Below are 18004 nucleotides of genomic sequence, written 5' to 3' on the forward strand. Positions count from 1 at the left end.
TGCTTGTCTCAGTTTAATTATGTGATGCAGGGCTTATGATTCCATACGGTCGACAAAATATTAGTGATGACGATATCGCCGCAGTGGTCGATGTCCTGCGTTCGGAATGGTTGACCCAGGGGCCGGGTATCGCCAGCTTCGAGCAGGCCGTTGCCGCGGCCTGTCAGGCGCAGCATGCGGTGGCGGTAAGCAACGCTACTGCGGCTCTGCACATTGCCTGTCTGGCCCTGGATGTCGGGCCGGGGGATCTGGTCTGGACCAGCCCGAATACCTTTGTCGCCAGTGCCAACTGCGCGCGCTACTGCGGCGCGGATGTGGACTTCGTCGACATCGATCCGCAAACGCTCAACATCAGCGTGGAGCGCCTGGCTGAGAAGCTGGCGCTTGCGCGGCTGGCCGGGCGCCTGCCGAAGGTGGTGATCCCGGTGCATTTTTCCGGGCGCAGTTGCGATATGCGCGCCATCGGGCAACTGGCCAGGGAGTATGGCTTCCGCGTGATCGAAGATGCTTCGCATGCCGTGGGGGCGAGCCATGAAGGTGTGCCGGTAGGTGCCTGCCAATACAGCGATGTCACCGTGTTCAGCTTCCACCCGGTGAAGATCATCACCACGGGTGAGGGCGGCATGTTGCTGAGCAACGACCCTGCGCTGGCGAAGCGCCTGGTGCGTTTGCGTACCCATGGCATCGCCCAGGGCAGCGACGAGATGGTCAGTACCCCGCAGGGGCCCTGGGAGTACCAGCAAATCGAGCTGGGCTTCAACTATCGGATGACCAATCTGCAGGCAGCGCTCGGGCAGAGCCAGCTGGCGCGTCTGCCGCAGTTCATTGCCAGACGGCGGGAGCTGGTGCGGCAGTACCACGAGCTGCTGGCTGACCTGCCGATCGTCTTGCCGCAGCCGAGCGAAGAGTCGGCCTGGCATCTGTATCCGATTCGTGTGGCAGCGGAACGCCGCCTCGAGGTGTTTTCCCGCTTGCGCGCAGCGGATGTCTGGGTGCAGGTGCACTACATACCCGTGCATACCCAGCCCTACTACCGCAATCTGGGTTTCAAGACGGGCGACTTCCCGGAGGCGGAGCACTATTTCGCTGAAGCGTTCAGCCTGCCGCTGTTCTACGACCTGACTGATGAAGAGCAGCAGTGCGTCGTCGAGCTGCTGCGTGAGGCGTTGTCTTGAACGTCGCAGTCATTCCGGCGCGAGGCGGCAGCAAGCGCATTCCGCGCAAGAACATCAAGACCTTCTGCGGCCGGCCGATGATCGCCTGGTCGATTCTGGCGGCGCAGCAGAGCGGCCTGTTCGAGCGGATCATCGTCTCCACTGACGATCAGGAGATTGCCGAGGTGGCGCGGGAGTGGGGCGCGGAAACACCTTTCGTGCGTCCGCCGGAGCTGTCCGACGACTACGCCGGCACCACCGAGGTGATAGCCCATGCCACGCGTTGGCTCGACGAGCAGGGGCAAGCCGCGTCTGCAATTTGCTGCATCTATGCCACTGCGCCGCTGATACATGCGCAAGACCTGAAACGCGGTCTTGAGGTTTTGCAATCGGGCGATTGGGCATATGCTTTCTCGGTTGCCGAGTTCTCGCCGTCGGTCTATCGCGCCTTCCAGGCGTTGCCCGAAGGTGGACTCGCCATGCTGTTTCCAGAGTACTTCTCGACACGTTCCCAGGATTTGCCCGTGGCTCTGCACGATGCCGCGCAGTTCTATTGGGGCCGCCCCGACGCCTGGACGCAGGGGCTGAGAATTTTCGATCGCCACTCGATGCCCGTCGCCATTCCGCGTTGGAGAGTGCAGGACATCGATGACATGGACGATTGGATTCGCGCTGAAATGATCTTCAAACAAATGACGAGTGACCAGACACAATGAGTGCATCGGATTATGTGACGCCGCAGGAAGGCTTCTGGGCGGGCGAGTTCGGCTCCGAGTACATCGGCCGTAACGACAGCCAGCAGCTGCTGGCTTCCAACCTGAATTTCTTCACCAAGGCGCTCAAGCAGGCGGGTCGGGTCGGCTCGGCAATCGAGTTTGGCGCCAACATCGGGATGAACCTGCGTGCCCTGCAGTTGCTCTATCCGGATGTGGCCCTGCACGGCGTGGAGATCAATCCCGATGCGGCAGCCCAGCTGCGCTCGCACATCGGCCAGGACAACGTCTACGAAGGTTCGATCTTCAACTACCCGGTCGAGCAGCAGGTGGACCTTTCGCTGATCAAGGGTGTGCTCATCCACATCAATCCGGACATGCTGCCGGTGGTCTACGAGAAGCTTTACACGGCGTCTCGCCGATTCGTGCTGGTATGCGAGTACTACAATCCGTCGCCCGTGGCGATCTCCTACCGCGGGCATGCCGACCGGCTGTTCAAGCGCGATTTTGCCGGCGAGATGATGGACAAATATCCGGACCTGAAACTGGTCGATTACGGCTTCGCCTATCGCCGCGACCCTGCGTTCCCGCAGGACGACATCACCTGGTTCCTGATGGAAAAGGGGGCCTGAGATGCTCAAGTATTGTGTTCGTTGCGTGATGCCGCACACCAAACCGGATCTGCATATCGACGAAGAGGGCGTCTGCAACGCCTGCCGCTCTTACGAGAAGCGCAAGGAAGTCGATTGGGACCAGCGCAAGAGCGAGCTGCTGACGCTGCTGGAGAAATACCGCAAGCACGGCAGCAATTGGGACTGCATCGTTCCGGTGAGCGGTGGCAAAGACAGCACCTATCAGGTGATCCGCATGCTGCAGCTGGGCCTCAATCCGCTGTGCGTGACCTCGACCACCTGCGACCTGAGTGAGATCGGCCGGCGTAACATCGAGAACCTGCAGCGTCTGGGCGTGGATCACGTCGAGTTCTCGCCCAACCCTCTGGTGCGCGCGAAGCTCAATCGCATCGGTCTGACCGAGGTGGGTGATATCTCCTGGCCGGAGCATGTCGGCATCTTCACCATCCCGGTGCGTGCAGCGGTGCAGTACAACGTGCCTCTGATCGTCTGGGGTGAGAACTCGCAGAACGAGTACGGTGGCCCGGCGGCGGCGACCGAGAACAACACCTTGACCCGGCGCTGGCTGGAAGAGTTCGGTGGCCTGCTCGGCCTGCGCGTGTCGGACCTGTCCGAGACCTACGGCATCGAGCAGCGCCATCTGCTGCCGTATCAGTACCCGTCCGACGAGGAGCTGCAGCGAGTCGGCGTGACCGGCCTGTTCCTCGGCCATTACCTGCCCTGGGATGGCCTGTCGAATGCACTGATCGCCCAGGCCAACGGCTTCGTTACTTACGACGAGCCTGTCGAAGGCTCGATGGTGAATTACGAAAACCTCGACAACCACCAGACCGGCATCCACGACTACTTCAAGTACCTGAAATTCGGCTTTTCCCGCGCGACCGACATCGCCTGCCTGCATGTGCGGCGGGGTCGTATCACGCGTCAGGACGCCATCGAGATCGTCAAGGCGCGCGACGGCAAGTTCCCCTGGAGCTACCTGGGCAAGCCGCTGGCCGAGATACTCGAGCCGCTGGGGATGACCACTGATGAGTTCATCAAGATCTGCGATCGCTTCACCAACAAGAAGATATTCAAGCGTGATGCGTCGGGCGTCCTGGTCAAGGATCGTCACGGCAACCTCGAGAAGCTGAACCACGACAATCCATGAAGATCGCCATCGTCAACTACGGCATGGGCAATCTGGGCTCGGTGCGCCGGGCCTTCGAGGAGCTCGGTGCCGAGCCGCTGATCGCCAATCACCCGTCGGCGCTTTATGACGTCAATCGTATCGTCCTGCCTGGCGTGGGTGCCTTTGCCGAGGGCATGGCGCACCTGGATCAGGGTGGCTGGAGCGATGCGTTGCGCGAGCTGGTTGGCGAACAGGGCAAGCCTCTGCTGGGAATCTGCCTGGGCATGCAGATGCTCGCCGGGGAAGGTCACGAAGGTGGCGTCACGCCCGGTCTCGGGTTGATTCCAGGACAGGTGCGCCGGTTGGATGCACTGGGTTGCACGCTGCGCATTCCGCATATCGGCTGGAACGAGGTTTGTCACACGCAGGAGGATGTTCTCTTCGAAGGCATTCCGTCTGCTGCCGATTTCTATTTCGTACACAGTTACGCCTTCGTTCCTGAGCAGCGTGAGCACCTGCTGGCGAGCGTGCCCTACGACGTCGATCTGACGGCTGCGGTGCGCCGTGATCATGTGTTCGGCTGTCAGTTCCACCCGGAGAAAAGCTCCAAGGCGGGGCGCCGCCTGTTGCGCAACTTCCTGAGTTATTCGCCATGTTGAAGGTTCGTGTCATACCGACGCTGCTGTGGAAAGGCCTGGGCCTGGTGAAGGGTGTTGGCTTCGATAGTTGGCGTCGCGTCGGGCCGGTACTGCCGGCGGTCAAGGTCTACAACGCGCGGGATGTCGACGAGCTGATCCTGGTGGATATCAACGCCACCCTGGAGAGCGAGTTGCCGGATCATGACTCGGTCAACGATTTTTCCGAGGAGTGCGCGGTGCCGCTGACCGTGGGTGGTGGCATCAGCAGTCTCGAGCAGGTTCTGGCGCTGCTGCACAGCGGTGCTGACAAGATCGCTATCAACAGTGCGGCCTATGCCGAACCGGGGTTGATCGATGCAGCCGCGTCGCGCTTTGGCGCGCAATGCGTGGTCGCCAGCATCGACGTGCGCCGCCTGGATGAGGGTGGCTACCGCTGCTTCAGTCACGCCGGCACCCAGGATACCGGCCGTGAAGTGCTGGCCTGGGCGCGCGAGCTGGCTGACCGTGGTGCCGGCGAGATACTGCTGACCTCCATCGAGCGAGACGGCAGCATGACCGGCTATGACCTGGCGCTGGTGGAGCGCGTCGCGCGTGCCGTGGATATCCCGGTGATCGCCTCCGGCGGTGCGGGGAGCTACCAGCACATGATCGATGTGGTACAGCAGGCAGGCGCCTCGGCGGTTGCAGCAGCGAGCATCTTCCATTTCACCGAGCTGACGCCGGCCGGGGCCAAGGCGGCAATGCAGGCTGCGGGCATTCCGGTGCGGCGCAACTTCGTCGGTGAGGCCAATCCGTGAAGGTGGTTCTGCGCGTCGATGCCAGCGAGAGGATCGGTACCGGGCATTTCATGCGTTGCCTGACGCTGGCCGACACTCTGCTCAAGCGTGGCGCACAGTGTGTTTTTCTCAGTCGTGACTTGCCTGCGCATCTGCAGCAATTGGTGCAGCGCCAGGGCCATACCCTGCGGCATCTGCCTGTCCACGAGGCGGGCGCCTGCGTGGGTGATCTAGCGCACTCCAGCTGGCTGGGTTGTGATCAGAGCAGCGATGCCGCCGACTGCCTGACGGCACTGCAAGGGCAACTGCATGACTGGCTGATCGTTGATCACTACGCATTGGACTGCCGGTGGGAAACCCAGCTGCGGCAGGCCGCCAGAAAGATTTTGGTGATCGATGACCTTGCCGATCGACGGCATGATTGCGATCTGCTGCTCGATCAGAACCTGTATCAGGACATGCAGACGCGTTACGCCGACAAGGTCCCGCAGACCTGTCATCTGCTGCTCGGCCCGAAGTTCGCTCTGCTGCGCGAGGAGTTCCGGCAATTGCGTGAAACGCTGGCCGGTCCGCGGACCCAGGTCAGGCGCATGCTGGTGTTCTTTGGCGGTGTCGACGCTCGCAATTTCACCGGGCAGGCGCTGACGGCGCTGGCAAACGTTGGTCCGGCCGGCTTCGAGGTGGACGTGGTGCTTGGCGCACAGCATCCGCAGCGCGCTGCCATCGAGTCGTTGTGTCAGACCCAGGGTTATCGTTGCCATGTGCAGACTTCGCGGATGGCCGAACTGATGGCGGGTGCCGATCTCGCCATCGGGGCGGGCGGTACGGCGACCTGGGAGCGCTGCAGCCTGGGATTGCCGACCCTGGCGCTGAGCACTGCGGATAACCAGACACGGCAGTTGGCCGATGCGGCTGCGCAGGGTCTGGTCTATGCACCCGAGCCAGGTATGGACGTGCAGGCGACCCTTGCCATGCACCTGCCTGCATTGCTGCATAGCGCTGCCTTGCGCCAGTTGATCTCCCGTGCAGGCATGACTGCCGTGGATGGCCTGGGCGCTCAGCGCCTGGCCACACGCATGGGCTGCAGTGGGCTGAGCCTGCGCGAGGCGTGTGCAGAAGACTCCGAGCATCTGTTCCGCTGGCGCAATCACCCCTCGATCCGCGCCGTCTCGCGCAACCGTGACGAGATTGCCTGGGAAGACCACTGTCGCTGGTTCGCCGGCGTGCTTGACGATCCTCGGCGCACGCTGCTGGTTGGCCTGCAGGGCGGGGTGGCTGTGGGTGTCGTACGCTTCGACATCGACGCTGAGCAGGCCGAAGTATCCATTTATCTCGTCCCCGAAGGGCAGGTGCGCTGTCGCGGGGGCGATCTGTTGCAAAGTGCCGAGGACTGGCTCATGGAGCATCGTCGCGAAGTGCGGCAGTTGCATGCGCAGGTCATGGGTGGCAACGCCGTCTCCAAAGGGTTGTTCATGGCCGCAGGCTATGACGTCGACAACACGCTGTTTTCAAAGAAGCTGCCTGAGCTATGACTGAATCAATCAAGATCGCAAACCGTTGCATCGGCCGTGACCACGCGCCCTTCGTCATTGCCGAGATGTCCGGCAACCATAACCAGTCGCTGGAGCGCGCACTGCAGATCGTCGAAGCAGCGGCCCGCACGGGTGCTCATGCGCTGAAGATCCAGACCTACACGGCGGATTCGATGACGCTGGATCTGGACGAGGGCGAGTTCCATATCAGTGATCCCAATAGCCTCTGGGCTGGCACCTCGCTGTACAAGCTCTATGGCGAGGCCTTCACCCCCTGGGAATGGCACAAGCCGATCTTCGACCGGGCGCGCGAGCTGGGCATGATCGCCTTCAGCACTCCCTTCGATGACAAGGCCGTGGAGTTTCTGGAGTCGCTGAACGTGCCCTGCTACAAGATCGCGTCCTTCGAGAACACCGACCTGCCGTTGATCCGCCGTGTGGCTGCGACCGGCAAGCCGATGATCATTTCCACCGGCATGGCCACGGTCGCCGAGCTGGACGAGACTGTCCGTGCCGCGCGGCAGGCGGGTTGCAAGGACCTGATCCTGCTCAAGTGCACCAGCACTTACCCGGCGTCGCCGGAGAACACCAATATCCTGACCATTCCGCATCTGCGCGAGCTGTTTGACTGTGAAACCGGTCTTTCCGATCACACCATGGGCGTGGGCGTGTCCGTAGCGGCCGTCGCGCTGGGCGCAAGCGTTGTGGAGAAACACTTCACTCTGAGTCGTGCCGAGGGAGGGGTCGACAGCGCCTTTTCCATGGAGCCGCAGGAAATGGCTCAACTGGTCGTCGAAACCGAGCGCGCCTGGCAGTCGCTGGGGCGCGTCAGCTATGGCGCTACTGCTGCCGAAGAAAAGAGCCGGGTGTTCCGCCGCTCCATCTACGCCAGCGAAGACATCGCCGCCGGTGAGCTGCTGTCGCCCGGTAATGTGCGCATCATTCGCCCGGGCCTGGGCCTGCCACCGAAGTATTTCGAGCAGGTCATCGGCAAGCGTGCCAAACAGACGATCAAGCGAGGCACACCCATCAGTTGGGATCTCATCTAGTGCCGCGGCCCAGTCTTGCCCAGCTGCTGGAGATCGAGAACGATTCGACGTTCCTTGAGTTTCGTTGCCCGCGCAGCGGCGTGCTGCTCTGGCCGCTGGTGCGTAATCAGTTCCTGCGTCAGCTGATTTCCGACCTCTACTACCAGCAGGCGCCACTGGTCGCGGCCGTGCCGGCAGTGCCGCGTCGACAGGCGCTGGGGGCTCTTGGTCGGGTGCTCCGACACAATTTTCAGCAGGGCAGGATGCGCGGCGAGGTGCTGGTGGTCGGTACCGGCGCAGGGCATTTTCAGCGCGAAGGCCGCTGGTTCAATCGCATCACCGATTACCTGGCGCAGGAGTCTTGCGCAGACACGGTGATGGTCGAAGGCGTGGTGGACTGGCACGTACCGCATCCGCGCTGGAACCAGCGAGTCGCCTACTGGCTGCCCTGGCAGGGCGCAATCACGGTGGCGGGTCGTCTGCTGACGCGTGAGCACCACCTGGCAGCCGCGCGTGAACTGCTCGAATACGCCAGGCAGCGGGCCTCACAGTTGCTGGGGCTGACCATCGCCGATTCGAACATGGACATGCTGGTCGGCATGCTGGCGCGCAAGCTGGCGCGCCTGCCGGTCATGCAGCATGCCTATCGGCGCCTGCTGGAACGGGTGCAACCGCGCCTGGTATTGCTGGAACAGGCCTGTTACGGGGACTTCGCGCCGTTCAATCAGGTAGCGCGGGAGATGGGCATACGCGTGGCGGAGCCTCAGCATGGCATGGTCTCCGGCGGGCATGATGCCTACTGCTATGCGCCGGTGCTGCGCGAGAGCGAGGCGTACCGTGCTTGCCTGCCGCATGACTTCCTCGGCTACGGCGCCTGGTGGAACAGCCAGATCAATGTTCCGGTGCAAAAGTGGGTGATTGGCAACCCGCATTACAGCGAGCAGCGTCGGAGCATGGCGCCCACCGAAACGGCGCAGACCGACATCCTGCTGCTAGGGGACGGCATCGAGTTCACGCTCTACCTGGCCTTGGCCCAGGAACTGGCGCACTTGCTGCGCGGGCGTTATCGCATTGTGCTGAGACCGCATCCTCTGGAGCGCGCACAGGTGTCTCTGCGCTTCCCCGAGGGCCGGGCTGGGGAGGTTCTGATCGATCCCAATCGGGATATCTACAGCTCGTTCGCCAGTGCCCACGCGGTCGTGGGAGAGGTTTCTACCGGGCTGTTCGAGGCACAGGGGATAGCGGGCAGGGTATTGCTCTGGGAAACCGACAAGGCGCGGTTCAGCTATCCGCAGCACCCGTTCAGCGGGTTCGCCGATGCCCAGGCGCTGGTCGAGGCATTGGGCGAGCCCCAGGGTGAAAGAGCCGGAGTGCTCGCTGAGGAAATCTGGGCGCCGGACTGGGTCGGCAACTACCGGCAGTATCTGGCTCAGGCGCTGGCAGCACCCGGCTGAAGCCATCGTCTGGCGGCCAAGGACGAGCAAACAGCGTATCCTTGCGCGCCCGGATTGTTCGGGGTCGGCAGAGCGCCGGCAATCAGTGAAGTCACTTCGATCGGTAGCAAATCTTGGCCGTACAGACAATTTCAGTGATCGACTATGGCTGCGGCAACCTGGCGTCGGTCGTCAACATGATCCAGCACGTGGGCGGTGAGGCGCGGATCATTCGCACTCCAGATCAGTTGGAGGATGCCGCCAAACTCATTCTGCCGGGTGTCGGAGCCTTTGATCACGGCATTGGCAGCTTGCGCCAGGGCGGCTGGGTCAAGGCACTGGAGCAGGCCGTGCACGAGCGTCAGGTGCCTATCATGGGCATCTGTCTGGGCATGCAGCTGCTTACCCGTGGCAGCGAGGAGGGGCAGGAGCCTGGGCTGGGTTGGGTCGATGCGCAGGCACGGCGCTTTCGCCCGGAGGACCCGCGGCTCAAGGTGCCGCACATGGGCTGGAACGAGGTGCGGCAGATGCGCGAGGATGAGCTGTTGCCTGCGTCAAGCACCCCGCGGCGTTTCTACTTCGTGCATGCCTACCGGGTCGAGTGCGCCGACCCCGCTGACGTGCTTCTGGAATGCGAATACGGCGAGACCTTCGTGGCGGCCTTTCGCCGCGCAAATATCTGGGGCTTCCAGTTTCATCCGGAGAAGAGCCATCGATTCGGCATGGAACTCTTCCGCCAGTTCCTGGAGGTATGAGGTGCTCAAGCATCGTGTGATACCGGCCCTGTTGTTGCGCGACGGCGGCCTGGTGAAAACCCAGAAGTTCGGCAAGCACAAGTACATTGGCGATCCGATCAATGCCATTCGCATCTTCAACGAGAAGGAGGTGGACGAACTGGTGCTGCTCGACATCGATGCCAGCCGGCAGGGGCGGGAGCCGGACTATGCGCTGATCGAGAGCATTGCAGCCGAGTGCTTCATGCCGCTTGGCTACGGTGGCGGGATATCCACGATCGAACAGGCGCGGCGAATCTTCTCTTCCGGTGTGGAGAAGGTCGTGCTGCAGACGTCGGCGCTGCAGAAGCCGGAGCTGGTCACGGAGATCGCCCAGCGCTTCGGCAGCCAGAGCGTAGTTGTTTCCATCGACATCAAGCGCGACTGGCTCGGCCGCTATCGTCTGTGGTCGTCCTCCTCTCGCCGGGCGCTGTCCGTGGACTGGTTGGAAGCACTCAAATCCATGGTTGCTGCCGGAGCTGGCGAGGTACTGCTGAATTCGGTGGATCGTGACGGGATGCAGCAGGGATATGATCTGCGTCTGATCAAGGCCGCTGCCGATGCGGTAGATGTACCGCTGATAGCCTTGGGTGGCGCTGCGAAACGGGAAGACTTCATCGAGGCGACCGAGGCGGGTGCTTCGGCGGTCGCCGCCGGCAGTCTTTTCGTGCTGCAGGGGCCACATCGGGCGGTGCTGATCAGCTATCCCAACTACTCAGAACTCGAGTCGCTTTTCAGAGGTAAGGATGTTTCCTAAAGAACACAGGATCTGTTCCCGGTGCGTGATGGACGACAGCGCATCCGCGATTACTTTCGACGACGCGGGCGTTTGCAATTACTGCACCTACTTCCAGCAGCGCGTCAACGGCGTGGTCTTCGCTCCTGAGCAGCAACGTGCCGAGCAGCGCCGGGCGTTCGTGGAAAAGGTCAAGAAGGCCGGCAAGGGCAAGAAATACGACTGCATCATCGGTCTCTCCGGCGGAGTGGACAGCTCCTATGTTATCCATCTGGCCCTGAGCGAAGGCTTGCGCCCGCTGGCCGTGCACATGGACAACAACTGGAACTCCGAGCTTGCGGTCAACAACATCAAAAACCTGGTTACCAGCCTGGGCGTCGATCTCTATACCCACGTCATCGACTGGCCCGAGTACAAGGGCCTGATGCAGGCATTCTTCGATGCCGATGTCATCGATGTGGAGCTGCTCTACGACAATGCCATGCTGGCCGTGAACTACGAACAGGCGCGGCGCTACGGCATCAAGTACATCCTCTCGGGAAGCAATTCCGCGACCGAGGGAATGCCGATGCCGGAGGGTTGGAACTGGCGCAAGTGGGACAAGCGCAACATAAAGGCCATCGCTCGGCGCAATTCGGTGCGGATTCGCACCTTCCCGATCATGGGTACGCTTGGCTACGTGTATAACCGGGTGCTGCGTGGGATCCAGTGGGCGTCGTTCCTCGACCTGTATGACTACCAGAAGGAAGCGGCCCTGGAGCTGCTCGAAGAGAAATACGCCTACAAGCGTTACCCCTACAAGCACTACGAGTCGGTCTTCACGCGCTTCTATCAGGGCTACATCCTCCCCGAGAAATTCGATGTGGATAAACGCAAGCTGCATCTGTCGACGCTGGTAATGAGTGGACAGATGACTCGCGAACAGGCGCTCGCTCAGTTGCAGCACTCTCCCTACGCCTCACCGGAGGAGCTGGACCGGGATCGCAAGTATTTCCTCAAGAAGATGGGCTGGTCCGAGAGCCAGCTCGAGGATTACCTGCGCCGGCCGGCCAAACCGCACGATGCCTACCCCAGTGAGCGTTTCGCCTGGGATTTCATCCGCAAGATCTATCAGATGAAGCGCGGCTCCTGAGGTCGATCGACAGGGCCCGCTGGGTCGGTTCCGTTAAGGGTTTTTCCATTTGAATGTTCTGTTTCTGCATCCTGCTGCTGCCTTCGGTGGTGCATCCAAAAGCCTGATCGAGCTCTACAGGTTGCTACATGCTGGCGGGGTTCGAGGGACGGTTCTCACTCCTGCCGGAGCCGTTTGCCAATCTTTCGAAAAGGCCGGCATGCAGGTTCGTCCGGTCAAGGGACTTAGCCAGTTCGACAACACCCGCTATGGCTACTATCGCAAGGTTCGCTGGCTGATCCTGCTGCGTGAGCTTCTCCTGCTACCGTTCGCACTTGCAGGGCTCTGGCGCTTGCGTCGCGAGCCTTTCGATCTGATCCACATCAACGAGATCACGCTGTTGCCGTTGGGTGTGGTCGCCAAGTGGCTGCTGCGCGTGCCGATGGTGGTGCATGTTCGCTCCCTGCAACGTAAGCCGGGCTCGGGACTACGTACGCGCTGGGTGAATGGGTTGCTGCGTCGATACGCCGATGCAGTGGTGGCGATCGACCACACCGTGGCCGCCACATTGGAGGCGGAGCTACCGCTGAGCATCATTCACAACGGACTCGAAGTTAACGCTCAGCCGGTGGAGCGGCGCGCCGACGGTGAGCCGGTCAAGGTGGGCTTTCTTGGGGTGTTGATTCCGCTCAAGGGCATCTTCGAACTGGTCGAGGCGATGCGCATCCTGAAGACGCGTGGTGTGGCCATCGAATGCCTGGTCGCCGGTGAGAATGCGCGGCAGATCTCGGGGTTCAAGGCCTGGGTGTTGCGTAAGTTCGGTTTCGCGAGGGATGTGCGGGCTGAGCTTGAGGAATTGATCCGGCGTGAGGACCTGGAGGATCGAGTCAAACTGCTCGGCTTCGTGAGCGATGTCCGCGAACTTTATCCGCAACTGGATATTCTCTGTTTTCCGTCCCACCTGGATGCAGCGGGTCGCCCGGTCTTCGAAGCGGCTTTCTACTCGGTGCCGAGCGTCGTGGCGGTAACCGATCCGGTGCCGGATGCGCTGCTGCACGAGGTGACCGGGCTGGCAGTACCGACACCTGACCCTGCGCTGATCGCCGATGCGCTGCAACGTCTTGCGCAAGCACCAGAGTTTCGTCGTCAGCTCGGACGTCAGGCGAAGATCTGGGCGCAGGAAACCTTCGCGATCGAGGCCAATGCCGCGCGTATGCTCGATCTCTATCGTCATGTTCTGTCATTCAACGCGAGTCGCTGAGTCATGCGCATTCTGGTGCTCTCCCAGTATTTCTGGCCCGAAAGCTTCATCATCAACGACATAGTGCTGTCCCTTCACGAGCAGGGGCACGAAGTCGTGGTGGCCACCGGCAAGCCCAATTACCCGGATGGCAAGCTGTTCGAGGGTTACCGCCTGTGGGGTACGCAGCGCGAGCACTACCAGGGCAAAGTTGAGGTATTGCGCGTCCCGCTCTGGCCGCGCGGGGAAGGTGGTGCGCGCAACCTGATCTTCAACTATCTGTCGTTCGTGCTCAGCGGCCTGCTGTTTCTGCCGTGGATGCTGCGCAAGCGCGAGTTCGACGCGATCCTGGTATTCGCCCCGTCGCCGATCACCCAGGCGATCCCGGCCATTGCGCTCAAGTGGCTGAAGAAGGCCAGGTTGGCACTGTGGGTCCAGGATCTATGGCCGGAAAGCCTCTCAGCCACCGGCTTCGTCAAGAATCCACACTTGCTCAAGGCAGTGGGCTGGATGGTTCGGGCGATCTATCGGCGGTGCGACACGCTGCTGGTGCAGTCGCGCGCCTTCGTCGAGCCGGTGGCCGCTTATGCCGCGCGAGAAAAGATCCAGTACTACCCCAACTCTCTGGATGTGCGTCCCCCTCGGTTGGTGGTACCCATCCCGTCCGAGTTGAGCGAGCTGCTCGAGAAGTACTTCTGCGTGGTCTTCGCCGGCAACCTGGGCACCGCCCAGGCGTTGGAAACCATCGTGCAGGCGGCGGTTCATCTGCGTGACGATCCGCAGATCCGCGTGGTGCTGGTGGGCAGCGGCAGTCGTCTGGCGTGGCTCAAGGCGCAACAACAGGCACACGCACTGGACAACCTGGTCTTGCCCGGCCGTTTTCCGATGGAGTCGATGCCACAGATCTTCGAGCGCTCTTCGGCGCTGCTGGTGTCGCTCAACGACGAGCCGGCCTTTGCTCAGACCGTGCCCAGCAAAATCCAGGCGTATCTGGCCGCGGGGCGGCCGATCATCGCCTGCCTGAACGGTGAGGGCGCCCGCGTGGTCAGCGAAGCACGTGCCGGGCTGTCTTCGCCAGCTGAACAGGTGCTGCCACTGGTGGCCAACATTCGCTGCATGAAGGCTCTGGGCTCTGGCGAACGGGCTGCCATGGGCGCCTCCGGGCGAGCCTATTTCGATGCGAACTTCGAGATGACGGCGCAGGTCACCCGGCTGGTTGAGTTGCTCAAGCACTGAATGCTAGAGGTGGGCGCCGAGGCGTTCGTCCGATCAAGGATCAATTGATGCGTGTGATGGTTTTTCCGGTCGCTTTCATGGCGAACACCTTCGCCATGATGGTGGTGATGATCGGCCTCAGCCTGTTCGGCAGGCCCGAGCTGGCCGCGGACTTTGGGTTGGTCCACGGTGCAACGGTTGCGCTGTTCTATTCGTTTTCCGGCAACGCGCGCAGCCTGATTCTGGGTGAGTCGGGCAGGGTGGACGGCGCGGCCATCCTGCGCCTGCGTCTGCTCCTGTTGTTGCCGCTGGCGGTACTGGCGTTCGCGCTGTGCATCGGGGTGGTGGACGGCGGTTGGCTGTTCATTCTGCTGCTGGTGATGCGTCGGGCTGCCGAATGGCTGGCAGAGGTATTTCTCAGTGAGCAGGAGCTGAAGCACCAGGGCAAGGCTGCGCTGCGCTTTCTGCTGATCCAGGGGGTGCTGAGCCTGGCATTGTTGCTGGCACTGCTCGATGACGGCGTGTGGGCGCTGCCGCTGACCCTGGTCTGGGCGCTGTCGCCGCTGCTCGGTTGCCTGAGTTTGGCCCTGCTGGGGCGGGCGCTCGGCCATGCCGTGCCGGTCATGGCCGGCATCCGCCAGATGCTCCCGCACTTCGGCTCCACCGCGGTCATCGGCGTTTCCGTCTATGTATTCCGGCTGTTCATCCTGCTGGTTGCGGGCAAGGAGACAGCGGGTGATCTGTTCTCTGCCTTCGCCCTTGGCGGCATCCTCGGTGCGGTGTTCTCCCAGGCGCTTGGGCCGACCATGGTGCGCCAGGAGCGCAGTGCGGCGGGGCCCGGTCGTATGCTCCAGTTGTTCAACCTGATGCTTGTGCTGGTGGCGCTGGCCGGGTGCTTTCTGCTGGCTATCGTCTGGAGTGTTCCGCATCTGCTGGACTGGACGCAGAAGGGGCAGCTGTTCTGGCTGGCAGTGGGCTGCTCCCTGGTCGGCGGCGTGGTCATGGTGCTGGCGCAGCGCATTCGCCTGCGCATCCTGCAGGATGCGGTCGGCGGCGATGTCTTCGGCTCGGACATGCTGGCAAATATCCTGCTGGTGGCGTGCATTCCCTTCGTTTTCTACGAGCTCGGTGCTGGTGCCCTGGCAGTGCTCTACCTGCTGGGTGCTGTTTTGTCCTGGGGGTTCTATGCCAGTGAGCGACATGGACTGCTGCACCTGAGGGCTCGCGGGCTTCTCAGCGAACGCAACCTGCTGCTGCTGATAGCCTTCGCGATATTCCTGCCGCTGTTCTTCCAGCTTGGTGGCGGCCTCTTCGATGACCGTTCCGGCACTTTCAACAGTGGCGGTGTGCTGGCGTTGCTGCCGATCCCTGTGTCGGTGCTGGCCTGCTATCTCGGCGTGGTGCTGCTGGGTGGTTATTCCCGTGCGCGCCTGTCCCTGGTGAGTCTGTTCTTCGTCTTTATCGGCATGTTGCTGACCAGTCTGCTTCTAGGCCTGGATCAGGGCGGGGAGGGGCGACAAAAATTGGTCCTGCTGGTCCAGTACATCCTGCCGATGTTTGCATTGGTGCTGGGGCAGCAATACGGGAAACGCGACCAGTCGCTATTAATGCTGGCGCAGGCCGGGGCAGGCGTGCTTTTCCTGGTCATACCGCTGCAACTGATCTCTACGCTGCTTGACGGCCTCGGCTATCTTTCGCCTTCGCTGTTTATCTTCAGTGTTTATCAGCACCTTCAATACGTGCCCGTTGTATTCGTTGCGCTGTTCGCCATCGTGCTGTTTGTCGGCGCAGCCAAGGGCTGGCCACGAAGCGGTTTGTTGGTGCTGAGCCTGATGATGGGTGGGTATGCCGTTCTTTCGATGTCGATGCTCGCGCTCTGTTTCATGCTGTTGGTGTGCCTGGGGTTCTTCATCCGCATGTTGTTCTGGCGGCGAGTCGACTGGGCCTGTGGAGTGATTTCATGTGTCGTCCTAGGTGCGGCAGCGGCGGGCCTTTATGCCCAGGGCAGCGAGTTCTTTGATCACAAGTTCGCTGCTGTGACAACGGGCGAAGCGCTTGGCGTGCCGGCCAATCTTTCGGAGCGCGTGGTGTTCTGGCGCTTTTATGTCAGTGAGATGCTTTCTGATTGGGGCGTTTTCATGCTGGGTCATGTGGAGCCTCCGGATAGACTTCTATATCCCAGCGCACACAACTACTACCTGGACTTCATTTACAACTTCGGGTTTGTGGGCCTGCTGCCGCTTATCTTGCTGATCCTCTACTCCGCATGCACTGCTTTGCGCCGATTGCCACGGGTCTGGTCTGACGTTGAGTTGCTGGGCCTGTTGGGCGTGGTGGCGTTTCTGTTGTTGGTGGATAACTTTCTCAAGGTTGGGCTGCGCCAACCGTATTCGGGTGTATTTGTGTTCTTCATTTGGGGTGTGCTGCTGGCAAGGCTTGCAAAGATTCGTTGTGCTGGATGTAGTGATTCGCCGGAGGCGACGTGAGTATGGGTTGGGGATTGATAACAAGAGTTGCCTGGCTGCTGTTCTTCGTGGGAGCGTCGATATTGGCCGTTCTCGCAGGCGCGGAGTACGCGGGAAACACTTGGGTTTACCTGTTGTTCACTGTGCTTTCCACGGCAGTGCTGTTCTTCGGCTTTGGTCGTGGTGCGATATTTTTCGATGCGTTTATCGGTGTTCTGTTGTGGATCGGCTTCTGGTTGAAGTTCAGCGTCCGAACGGCGTTTTCCGACGGGCGATTCAATATCTCCGTTGGCAATTTCGACGGAGCTCCCGCGTCGCTGGACAAGGCCTTGCTGGTGGTGAGTTGTGCCCTGGCGGCCATTCTCCTCGCGCGCTGGGTGCGCCAGCGTTGGGTCTTCCGCTATCCGGATTCACTGCCGCAGATCGCGTACACCGGTTTGTTCACCTTTTACAGGCGATACCGTATCGCGGTGCTGGTCGGATTTGTTCTGGCGGTGCTCGTGGTCTGTCTGTCTAACGCGTGGTTTGGTATTTACCAGCGCGGTCAGGTCGCACGAGTAAACCTGCCTCTGGGGCTCAATGGCGTCTACGCCTGGATGCTGATGTTCGGGATGGCTTCGGTGTCGGCGATCGTGCTGCGTTTCGAGTTCGAGCTCAATCGAGAGCGTTACTGGATCGCGATCAGCATCGCCTTGCTGGAAACGGCGTTGTCGAACATTTCCCTGTGGAGCCGTGGAATGATCCTCAATGGTTCGTCTCTGCTCTACGGCGCCGTTGCCCAGTTCAGGCGCAGCGAACCGCGGCTTCGACTGGGTCTGGCGAGCTTCGTGTTGTTGGCTTTTGTTGGCTTTTTTGTGGTGTCCGTGCTTTCGGTCAACTGGCTGCGCGCCAATGCGTTTTATGACGCCCATCCGGATATCGCAACCGGTGAGGCGGTCAGCGAGCAGACCACATTGCTGTTCCTTGATCGCTGGGTGGGTGTCGAGGGGGTGATGGCGGTTGTCGGCTCAGAACATACCGGTTGGGGCGTGTTCGGCGAGGCGTTGACCGAACGTTTCGATACCTCGGCCAATGCGTTCTATGACCAGCATTTCGTGGAGTCGGCCTATGACAATACGCGGGGAGATGGCACTCATTTCATTTCATTGCCAGGGTATATCGCCTTCCTGTTCTACCCTGGCTCCTACCTGTTCCTGCTGGTAGCGGTGTTTGCCTTTTCCATGTTGGCGGCGCTTATCGAGTACTTCGTCTACCGGGTGGGTGGAAAGAACCTGGTGTTCTGCGCCCTGATCGCTCAAGTGGTTGCGTTCCGCTACACCAGCTTTGGCTATGTACCAATGCAGAGTTATCTGCTGTTTGGGTCGATTCTGCTGAATGTTCTGATTCTGTATTTTTCTGATAGGCTCCTGCGCTTTTTCTGCAGGCCTTGAGATTCCGGGAAGGTTTT

16 protein-coding genes are annotated in these 18004 nt (G+C 61.2%); all 16 read left to right on the forward strand.

Going from position 1 to position 18004, the window contains the following annotated elements:
• The first annotated feature begins 35 nt into the window (after positions 1-35).
• The 16 genes from pseC (at position 36) to DBO85_RS06220 (ending at position 17987) form a co-directional block, all read left to right on the forward strand.
• Positions 36-1175, forward strand: a complete 1140-nt coding sequence (pseC, locus tag DBO85_RS06145; RefSeq protein ID WP_108106309.1) for a UDP-4-amino-4,6-dideoxy-N-acetyl-beta-L-altrosamine transaminase — start codon at positions 36-38, stop codon at positions 1173-1175.
• Positions 1172-1870: a pseudaminic acid cytidylyltransferase gene (gene pseF / locus DBO85_RS06150; protein WP_108106311.1), complete on the forward strand. Its 699-nt coding sequence runs from the start codon at positions 1172-1174 to the stop codon at positions 1868-1870. The genes pseC and pseF overlap by 4 nt, the downstream gene beginning before the upstream one ends.
• Positions 1867-2499 carry a pseudaminic acid biosynthesis-associated methylase gene (locus DBO85_RS06155; protein WP_108106313.1) on the forward strand — a complete coding sequence of 211 codons (633 nt, stop codon included), beginning with the start codon at positions 1867-1869 and terminating at the stop codon, positions 2497-2499. The genes pseF and DBO85_RS06155 overlap by 4 nt, the downstream gene beginning before the upstream one ends.
• A 1-nt stretch (position 2500) precedes the next feature.
• The gene (locus DBO85_RS06160) at positions 2501-3649 is read left to right on the forward strand and encodes an N-acetyl sugar amidotransferase (RefSeq protein WP_108106315.1); all 1149 of its coding nucleotides are present in this window, start codon (positions 2501-2503) and stop codon (positions 3647-3649) included.
• Complete coding sequence (gene hisH, locus DBO85_RS06165; RefSeq protein WP_108106317.1) at positions 3646-4269, forward strand: imidazole glycerol phosphate synthase subunit HisH; 624 nt, start codon at positions 3646-3648, stop codon at positions 4267-4269. Before DBO85_RS06160 ends, hisH (DBO85_RS06165) begins: the two co-directional genes overlap by 4 nt.
• Complete coding sequence (gene hisF, locus DBO85_RS06170) at positions 4263-5045, forward strand: imidazole glycerol phosphate synthase subunit HisF (protein WP_108106318.1); 783 nt, start codon at positions 4263-4265, stop codon at positions 5043-5045. The genes hisH (DBO85_RS06165) and hisF overlap by 7 nt, the downstream gene beginning before the upstream one ends.
• Positions 5042-6556: a UDP-2,4-diacetamido-2,4,6-trideoxy-beta-L-altropyranose hydrolase gene (pseG, locus tag DBO85_RS06175; RefSeq protein ID WP_108106320.1), complete on the forward strand. Its 1515-nt coding sequence runs from the start codon at positions 5042-5044 to the stop codon at positions 6554-6556. Before hisF ends, pseG begins: the two co-directional genes overlap by 4 nt.
• The gene (gene pseI / locus DBO85_RS06180) at positions 6553-7605 is read left to right on the forward strand and encodes a pseudaminic acid synthase (RefSeq protein ID WP_108106322.1); all 1053 of its coding nucleotides are present in this window, start codon (positions 6553-6555) and stop codon (positions 7603-7605) included. The genes pseG and pseI overlap by 4 nt, the downstream gene beginning before the upstream one ends.
• Positions 7605-9038, forward strand: coding sequence for a hypothetical protein (locus DBO85_RS06185; RefSeq protein WP_108106324.1), 1434 nt, complete (start codon positions 7605-7607; stop codon positions 9036-9038). Before pseI ends, DBO85_RS06185 begins: the two co-directional genes overlap by 1 nt.
• A 113-nt stretch (positions 9039-9151) precedes the next feature.
• Entirely contained in the window at positions 9152-9772 is a 621-nt protein-coding gene (hisH, locus tag DBO85_RS06190) for an imidazole glycerol phosphate synthase subunit HisH (RefSeq protein WP_233356561.1), read from the forward strand.
• A gap of 1 nt (position 9773) precedes the next feature.
• Positions 9774-10547 carry an AglZ/HisF2 family acetamidino modification protein gene (locus DBO85_RS06195; protein ID WP_108106326.1) on the forward strand — a complete coding sequence of 258 codons (774 nt, stop codon included), beginning with the start codon at positions 9774-9776 and terminating at the stop codon, positions 10545-10547.
• Positions 10537-11658, forward strand: coding sequence for an N-acetyl sugar amidotransferase (locus tag DBO85_RS06200; protein ID WP_108106328.1), 1122 nt, complete (start codon positions 10537-10539; stop codon positions 11656-11658). The genes DBO85_RS06195 and DBO85_RS06200 overlap by 11 nt, the downstream gene beginning before the upstream one ends.
• Positions 11659-11707: 49 nt before the next feature.
• The gene (locus DBO85_RS06205) at positions 11708-12898 is read left to right on the forward strand and encodes a glycosyltransferase family 4 protein (RefSeq protein ID WP_108106330.1); all 1191 of its coding nucleotides are present in this window, start codon (positions 11708-11710) and stop codon (positions 12896-12898) included.
• Between the two features lie 3 nt (positions 12899-12901).
• On the forward strand, positions 12902-14113 hold the full coding sequence (locus DBO85_RS06210; RefSeq protein ID WP_108106332.1) for a glycosyltransferase family 4 protein: 1212 nt from the start codon (positions 12902-12904) through the stop codon (positions 14111-14113).
• Positions 14114-14160: 47 nt separating this feature from the next.
• Positions 14161-16578 carry a hypothetical protein gene (locus DBO85_RS06215; RefSeq protein ID WP_108106334.1) on the forward strand — a complete coding sequence of 806 codons (2418 nt, stop codon included), beginning with the start codon at positions 14161-14163 and terminating at the stop codon, positions 16576-16578.
• Positions 16575-17987: a hypothetical protein gene (locus DBO85_RS06220; RefSeq protein ID WP_146168172.1), complete on the forward strand. Its 1413-nt coding sequence runs from the start codon at positions 16575-16577 to the stop codon at positions 17985-17987. The genes DBO85_RS06215 and DBO85_RS06220 overlap by 4 nt, the downstream gene beginning before the upstream one ends.
• The last annotated feature ends 17 nt before the right edge of the window (positions 17988-18004 follow it).

Origin of the sequence: Pseudomonas mangrovi (assembly GCF_003052585.1) — a bacterium.
Classification (GTDB): domain Bacteria; phylum Pseudomonadota; class Gammaproteobacteria; order Pseudomonadales; family Pseudomonadaceae; genus Aquipseudomonas; species Aquipseudomonas mangrovi.